Genomic DNA, 6,730 nt, shown 5'->3' on the forward strand with positions numbered 1-6,730 from the left:
GTACAAATGATTGTGAGGGATGATGAATGAGCCAATATTATGAAACAAATCCTGTCAAAAGTACGGTTCCAGAGCATGATGTCATCATGCGAGGGAGAAAACTCCTCGATATAACGGGTGTCAAACAAGTAGAAAGCTTTGACAATGAGGAATTCTTATTGGAAACCTCCATGGGCTTTTTAGCCATAAAAGGGCAAAACCTGCAAATGAAAAATCTTGATGTTGAAAAAGGAATTGTCTCCATTAAGGGAAAGATATTTGACTTAGTTTACTTAGATGAACAGCATGGGGAGAAAGCTAAAGGGTTCTTTAGTAAGTTATTCCGATGACACTCTCCACTCAATTCCTTACCATGCTTTCGATGATTGGAATGGGGTCGCTATTTGGGGTCATGTTTGATACCTACCAGCGTTTCTTAGATCGACCTAACCGAAAGTCTTGGATTGTTTTTTTTAATGACTTGTTATTTTGGGTCATTCAAGCACTAATCATCTTTTATATCTTATTCCTTGTAAACAATGGTGAATTACGATTCTATATTTTCATTGCCCTTCTGTGTGGATTTGCCGCCTATCAGAGTTTAATTAAAGGACTTTATTTAAAATTTCTCGAAATGATGATAAATACCATCATAGCCATTTACCGATTTATGAGAAGGACTTTCCATTTGATTATCTATAAACCTGTCCTTGGTCTTTTCCAGCTGGTCATTTCAAGTTTTATCCTACTTGGCAGGGGGCTTCTTTCCCTTGTCCAATTTGTTTTAAAGGTTTTCTTATTTATTGTCAAAGTGATTTGGACACCAATTAAAACAATAATATTAATATTATGGAAACTTTTGCCGAAAGGTATTAAAAAAACCGTCGAGAAGTTATATAATAAAACAGCAGGAATTTTTATGGGAATCGGGAATTATTTAGTAGAGTTAAACAGAAAGTGGAAAAAACCAAAAGAGTAAGGGGGGATGGGAAGTGAGTTCAGTTAGAGAAAAGAATATAGCAAAAATTCAATCAACCTATATCCACCAACAAGAAATTGCCGAGATTGCATCAGCTAGAAAAAGGAAATTACTTTTTAGAAGACTATCCTTGTTTTTAATGTTCGCAGCTCTTATGTCCTATTTAATGATTACTAGCTTTATTTCCCAGTCCTCAGCTTTAGAAAAAAAAGTCGTACAAAAAAGACAGCTGGATCATGAGTTGTCAGAGTTAAAAAAGCAACAGGAGATTCTGAAAGAGGATATCGTTAAGTTAAATGATGATGATTACCTTGCAAAGCTTGCTAGGAAAGAATATTTCTTCTCGGAAAACGGTGAAATTATCTTCAATATTCCTGAAGAAAGTAAAGGTAAAAACACCCAATAGCTAGTCACGTTGACACTTATTTTTGTCATTTTGTATACTATAAGAAAAGTTTGATTTTTTTAATTCTTAAGGAGGAAAATTCTTTTTATGTCAATCGAAGTAGGCAGCAAGTTACAGGGGAAAGTAACAGGGATTACAAATTTCGGGGCTTTTGTGGAGTTGCCGGATGGCTTAACTGGGCTCGTACACATCAGTGAGGTTGCTGACAATTATGTGAAAGATATCAATGATCATCTTAAAGTTGGTGACCAAGTAGAGGTTAAAGTCATCAATGTTGGGAAAGATGGAAAAATTGGACTCTCCATAAAAAAAGCAATTGATAAACCAGAGACACAGCAAAGATCCCATTCACATTCGAACTCACATTCACAACGTCCGCGTCAAAACAGGTCGAACGACCGAAATGCTCCTAGAGTAGAGACGTTCGAGTCAAAAATGGCGAAGTTTTTAAAGGATAGTGAGGATCGTTTAACTTCTTTAAAACGTCATACAGAATCGAAGCGTGGCGGAAGAGGCGCTAAAAGAGGTTAACTTGCTGTTTATTGATTGTAACGAAGCAGACATATAAAAATTGCCTATAAAAGACAGGCCAAGCGGCTTGTCTTTTTTGATTATCAAAAAAGCGCCGATAATTAACGGCGCTTTCGCTTTTCTTTTCTAGCTACAGCGCCTAGGGGCTGTAGCTTTTCTGTATAGCGGCGAAGGGAGTCGAACCCCCGACCTTTCGGGTATGAACCGAACGCTCTAGCCAGCTGAGCTACACCGCCATGTATTTTAGACACAAGTTATATAATACATAGGATAAATTAAGCTGTCAATGAATTTTTAGGATTATCAATAAAATACCTTGTTTTACGACATCTATCCCATTTGTTAACATTATTTGAATGATAATAGTGGAAACCGTCGAACGAAAATTTCTGATTATTCACTAATTTGACAAACTTCTAAATCTATTAATTTTATAATAGTCTTTAACGAGAATTAGTAGAGGAGTGTGATTTATGGAGAAGCTAGAACGGAGTTTACTAGAACCGGTCGGAGAGGTGAACTTTCGATCACCTAAATGGACTTGGGAGAGCGTCTTGAAAAGGTTCCTGTTAAAAGTTGAATCCTTCTTCCTTATCAAGGGTTACCTTTTACTTTTGGTAGGGTTCTTACTAGGAAGAGCTTTGATATTGTCCACGCTTGCCCCTTTTAGTCTGCCATTTTTCGCTGCAGTTTTTTTAATAAAAAGAGACCGATCTCCGCTCGCCTTAGTAGGGTTGGTAGCGGGTGCGGCAACTGTCTCCTTAAAGAATGCAGCCTTTACCTTTTTGGTATCCGTCTTCTTTCTAGTTATTTATCGAATTAGTGAGAAATGGATAAAAAATGAAATGAGAATGATTCCCTTCTTTGTCGCAATCATTCTTGGGATAGGAAAGTTAGCTGAAGCGTTTATTATTTCTAGACAATTGTCTTTATATGACGCGATGATGGTGGGAGTTCAGGCTAGTTTAGCGTTTATCCTTACGCTTATTTTTTTACAGAGTATTCCTTTATTAATTTTGAACAAGCGCAGGCAATTGCTAAAAACAGAGGAAATTGTTTGCTTGATTATTATGCTTGCTTCTATTATGACTGGAACGATTGGCTGGAAAATATACGATTTATCACTTGAACATATTATGTCACGCTATCTAGTCTTAGTATTTTCATTTATTGCTGGGGCGACAGTTGGTTCGACTGTTGGCGTGGTAACAGGTTTAATTTTTAGCCTCGCAAGTGTTTCAAGTTTTTATCATATGAGTTTACTGGCATTTTCAGGGGTATTAGGCGGTTTATTAAAAGAAGGAAAAAAAATTGGCGTTGCAATTGGCTTGTTTATTGCAACACTCTTGATTGGAATGTACGGGCAGGAGGGCAGTTCTGGTTCTTTAACAATAACCCTATTAGAATCTGCCGCCGCGATTCTTCTTTTCTTATTAACACCGCAATTATTTACCTCTAAATTGGCCAAATATATTCCTGGTACACCAGAATACACAAGTGAACAGCAAAAATATATGAGGAAAATGCGTGATGTAACGGCACAAAGAGTAGCACAATTTTCCAATGTCTTTCATGCTCTTTCAAAAAGCTTTTCACAGATGGAAGTAAAACCTAGTGAAAATGAGAATGAACGGGAAATGGATTATTTTATGAGCCATGTTACTGAAAAAACATGTAATACCTGTTTTAAGAAGGAACAATGCTGGGCGAAGAACTTTACTACAACCTATGGATACATGGAAGAAATTATTCATGAAATGGACCAAAACGAGGGAGTAGTCTCGCCAAAGCTTTCTAGGGAATGGGACAAGCACTGCACCCGCTCGAAAAGAGTGTATGAAGCGGTTCAGCAAGAATTGACTTTTTTCCAAGCAAACCAAAAATTAAAAAAACAGGTTCAAGAAAGTAGAAAGCTCGTAGCTGAACAACTTCTTGGTGTATCAGAGGTCATGGATAACTTTGCAAAGGAGATTCAGCGCGAACGAGAGAATCATCATAAACAAGAAGAACAAATTATGGAGGCAATCCAAGCTTTTGGTATTCAGGTTGAACACGTTGAGATTTATAGTCTTGAGTCAGGTAATGTAGATATAGAAATGTCTGTTCCATTTTGTAATGGGCATGGAGAGTGTGAAAAGTTGGTAGCACCTATGCTGTCAGATATTCTTGGGGAACAAATTATCGTAACCGCTGAAGAATGTGCTGCATACCCAAATGGCTTTTGCCATGTAGTATTTAGGTCATCTAAAGCCTATACCGTAGAGACAGGAATGGCCCATGCGGCTATGGATGGTGGTTTTGTTTCAGGTGACAGCTTTTCAACCATGGAATTAGGGTTGGGGAAATTTGCGATTGCGATTAGTGATGGTATGGGAAATGGAGAAAGAGCTCATTATGAGAGCAAAGAAACACTGCTGCTTTTACAAAAAATCCTGCAATCAGGTATTGAGGAAAGAGTGGCCATTAAGTCAGTTAATTCCATACTGTCACTTCGAACAACTGATGAAATTTTTTCAACATTAGATTTAGCCATGATTGACTTGCAAAATGCATCAGCGAAATTCTTAAAAATTGGTTCAACCCCTAGTTTTATAAAAAGAGGAAATAAAGTGATCAAAATTCAGGCAAGTAATCTACCAATAGGTATTTTAGAAGAGTTTGAAGTCGATGTCGTTAGCGAACAATTAAAAGCTGGAGATTTACTCATCATGATGAGCGATGGGATATTTGAAGGCCCGAAGCATGTTGAAAATTACGACTTATGGATGAAGCGGAAAATACAAGAGTTACAAACCGATGATCCACAGGCAATATCAGACTTAATTTTAGAGGAGGTCATTCGCTCCCGAGATAACCAAATTGGCGATGATATGACCATTGTGGTGGCAAAAATAAAACATAATACACCTAAATGGGCAAGTATTCCGGTTACCACATTGAGGAAAAGAGCGTAATCAACTATTTTATCCTGTTTATCCTATCATTATGTATAAATCCCCTTCACTGTGTCGAAAATGGAAGTAACTCGAAAAGTGGAGGGAGAATGAGTATGTATACAGGGAAAATTCGTCAGATTCTATTAATAACAGACGGCTGTTCTAATCAAGGTGAAGATCCCATTGCAATGGCTGCACTTGCAAAAGAACAAGGTATATCTGTAAATGTAATCGGTGTAATGGAGCAGGATGTTATTGATGAAAAGGGAATGACGGAAATTGAAGGAATAGCGATGTCTGGTGGCGGAGTCAGTCAAATTGTGTATGCTCAGCAGCTCTCACAAACTGTTCAAATGGTGACACGAAAAGCGATGACACAAACAATTCAGGGTGTGGTAAATCGCGAATTACAGCAAATTCTTGGCCGTTCTCAGACAATTGAAGACCTGCCTCCTGAAAAAAGAGGAGAAGTAATGGAGGTCGTTGATGAACTTGGAGAAACTGTCGAATTAGAGGTGTTAATTCTTGTCGATACAAGCGCAAGTATGAAACACAAGCTTCCTACTGTTAAAGAAGCCCTACTGGACCTTTCTCTAAGCTTGAATGCACGTACTGGTGATAATCAGTTTGCTGTTTTTGTATTTCCCGGGAAAAAGAATGATGTCGAAAAAATTCTAGATTGGACGCCAAAACTACAATCTTTGACAAGTATCTTCTCCCAGCTGACAACAGGAGGAATTACTCCAACTGGACCAGCAATCAGAACAGCACTATCTTCATTTAGTTCAAAACGTTCATTAAGGAGTCTCATGACCGGTGATGATGAATCATTCCTTGAAGAGTCGATGTAAAGTAGCTCCCGGTACTGTAATTACTGGAAAATGGCATTCAAACAAATATACCGTTCTAAAGGAACTTGGATATGGAGCAAACGGCATTGTTTACCTTGCAAAGTTTAAAAATACGCAAGTTGCCTTAAAGATGAGTGATAATGGAATGTCGATTACTTCTGAGGTAAATGTATTAAGGTCATTTGCGAAGGTCCAAGGGTCAACCCTCGGACCTTCTTTGCTTGATGTAGATGATTGGAAAAGCAATCAGGGTCAAATTTCTTTCTATACGATGGAATATATTCAAGGGCCAGATCTGCTGACATTTATTCAAAAAAAAGGGAAAGCATGGACCACAGTACTCTTTCTGCAACTATTAAATGATTTGAATACCCTGCATGAAAATGGTTGGGTGTTTGGGGATTTAAAGCCAGAAAATCTAATTGTTACTGGACCAACTCCAAGAATTAGATGCATTGATGTCGGTGGAACAACATTACAAGGAAGAGCAATAAAGGAATTTACTGAGTTTTATGACCGTGGTTATTGGGGTTTAGGAACAAGAAAAGCAGACCCTGCGTATGATTTATTTGCTGTTGCTATGATTATGATTAATACAGCCTATCCCAAACGCTTTAATAAGACAGCGGGAGGGATTTCGCAGCTAAGAGAATCAATTGGAAAACAAAGGGAATTACTTCCGTTAGAGAGAGTTATTATAAAGGCACTACAAGGGCAGTATACGAATGCACTTCAAATGAGAACAGAATTACTTTCTTTAGTAATAGATAAGAAAAGCCCTGAATCACTTAATAACGCCGCTGTTACTAGTACCAACAGCACCAATCAAAAACAAAAGATAAACCAGCAGTCAAACCAGACAAAATCCCGGCAGATATACCGTAAAAAAAAGAAAAAGAGCCGTTGGGCAGAAACAATCATGATCACCATCTTTATTGCATTGTTATACTTATTGTATATTTTTCAAAAACTTATTTAATTTTTGAAACTTATGTTAGATTATTTCGTATTAAAGTGAATAAGAAAAGTGCAAGCGCCCTGGTCAGCG

The 6,730-nt window shown here is 37.7% G+C and carries 7 protein-coding genes and 1 tRNA gene; 7 read left to right on the plus strand and 1 reads right to left on the minus strand.

Translation table 11 applies throughout. The features are described from left to right. Positions 1 to 26 precede the first annotated feature (26 nt). The 4 genes from yabP to V7124_RS22900 all read left to right on the plus strand — a co-directional run bounded on the left by yabP (position 27) and on the right by V7124_RS22900 (position 1,895). The gene (gene yabP, locus V7124_RS22885; protein ID WP_095250671.1) at positions 27 to 329 is read left to right on the plus strand and encodes a sporulation protein YabP; all 303 of its coding nucleotides are present in this window, start codon (positions 27 to 29) and stop codon (positions 327 to 329) included. Further along, positions 326 to 958, plus strand: a complete 633-nt coding sequence (gene yabQ, locus V7124_RS22890) for a spore cortex biosynthesis protein YabQ (protein WP_335493758.1) — start codon at positions 326 to 328, stop codon at positions 956 to 958. Before yabP ends, yabQ begins: the two co-directional genes overlap by 4 nt. A 13-nt stretch (positions 959 to 971) precedes the next feature. Further along, entirely contained in the window at positions 972 to 1,364 is a 393-nt protein-coding gene (locus V7124_RS22895) for an FtsB family cell division protein (RefSeq protein WP_335415572.1), read from the plus strand. Between the two features lie 87 nt (positions 1,365 to 1,451). Continuing rightward, complete coding sequence (locus V7124_RS22900) at positions 1,452 to 1,895, plus strand: S1 domain-containing RNA-binding protein (RefSeq protein ID WP_335415576.1); 444 nt, start codon at positions 1,452 to 1,454, stop codon at positions 1,893 to 1,895. Positions 1,896 to 2,057: 162 nt separating this feature from the next. Here V7124_RS22900 and V7124_RS22905 read toward each other — a convergent pair. After that, positions 2,058 to 2,131, minus strand: a tRNA-Met gene (locus V7124_RS22905). 237 nt (positions 2,132 to 2,368) lie between these two features. Here V7124_RS22905 and spoIIE point away from each other — a divergent pair. The 3 genes from spoIIE to V7124_RS22920 are packed head-to-tail and all read left to right on the plus strand — an operon-like array spanning position 2,369 to position 6,661. Continuing rightward, positions 2,369 to 4,849, plus strand: coding sequence for a stage II sporulation protein E (gene spoIIE / locus V7124_RS22910; RefSeq protein WP_335415579.1), 2,481 nt, complete (start codon positions 2,369 to 2,371; stop codon positions 4,847 to 4,849). Then, positions 4,807 to 5,682, plus strand: a complete 876-nt coding sequence (locus V7124_RS22915) for a VWA domain-containing protein (protein WP_335415580.1) — start codon at positions 4,807 to 4,809, stop codon at positions 5,680 to 5,682. Before spoIIE ends, V7124_RS22915 begins: the two co-directional genes overlap by 43 nt. Then, positions 5,651 to 6,661 (plus strand): protein kinase domain-containing protein, encoded by a 1,011-nt coding sequence (locus V7124_RS22920; protein WP_335493796.1) that lies wholly within the window; start codon positions 5,651 to 5,653, stop codon positions 6,659 to 6,661. Before V7124_RS22915 ends, V7124_RS22920 begins: the two co-directional genes overlap by 32 nt. Positions 6,662 to 6,730 lie beyond the last annotated feature (69 nt).

This window comes from Neobacillus niacini (genome assembly GCF_036961885.1).
Classification (GTDB): domain Bacteria; phylum Bacillota; class Bacilli; order Bacillales; family Cytobacillaceae; genus Neobacillus; species Neobacillus niacini_H.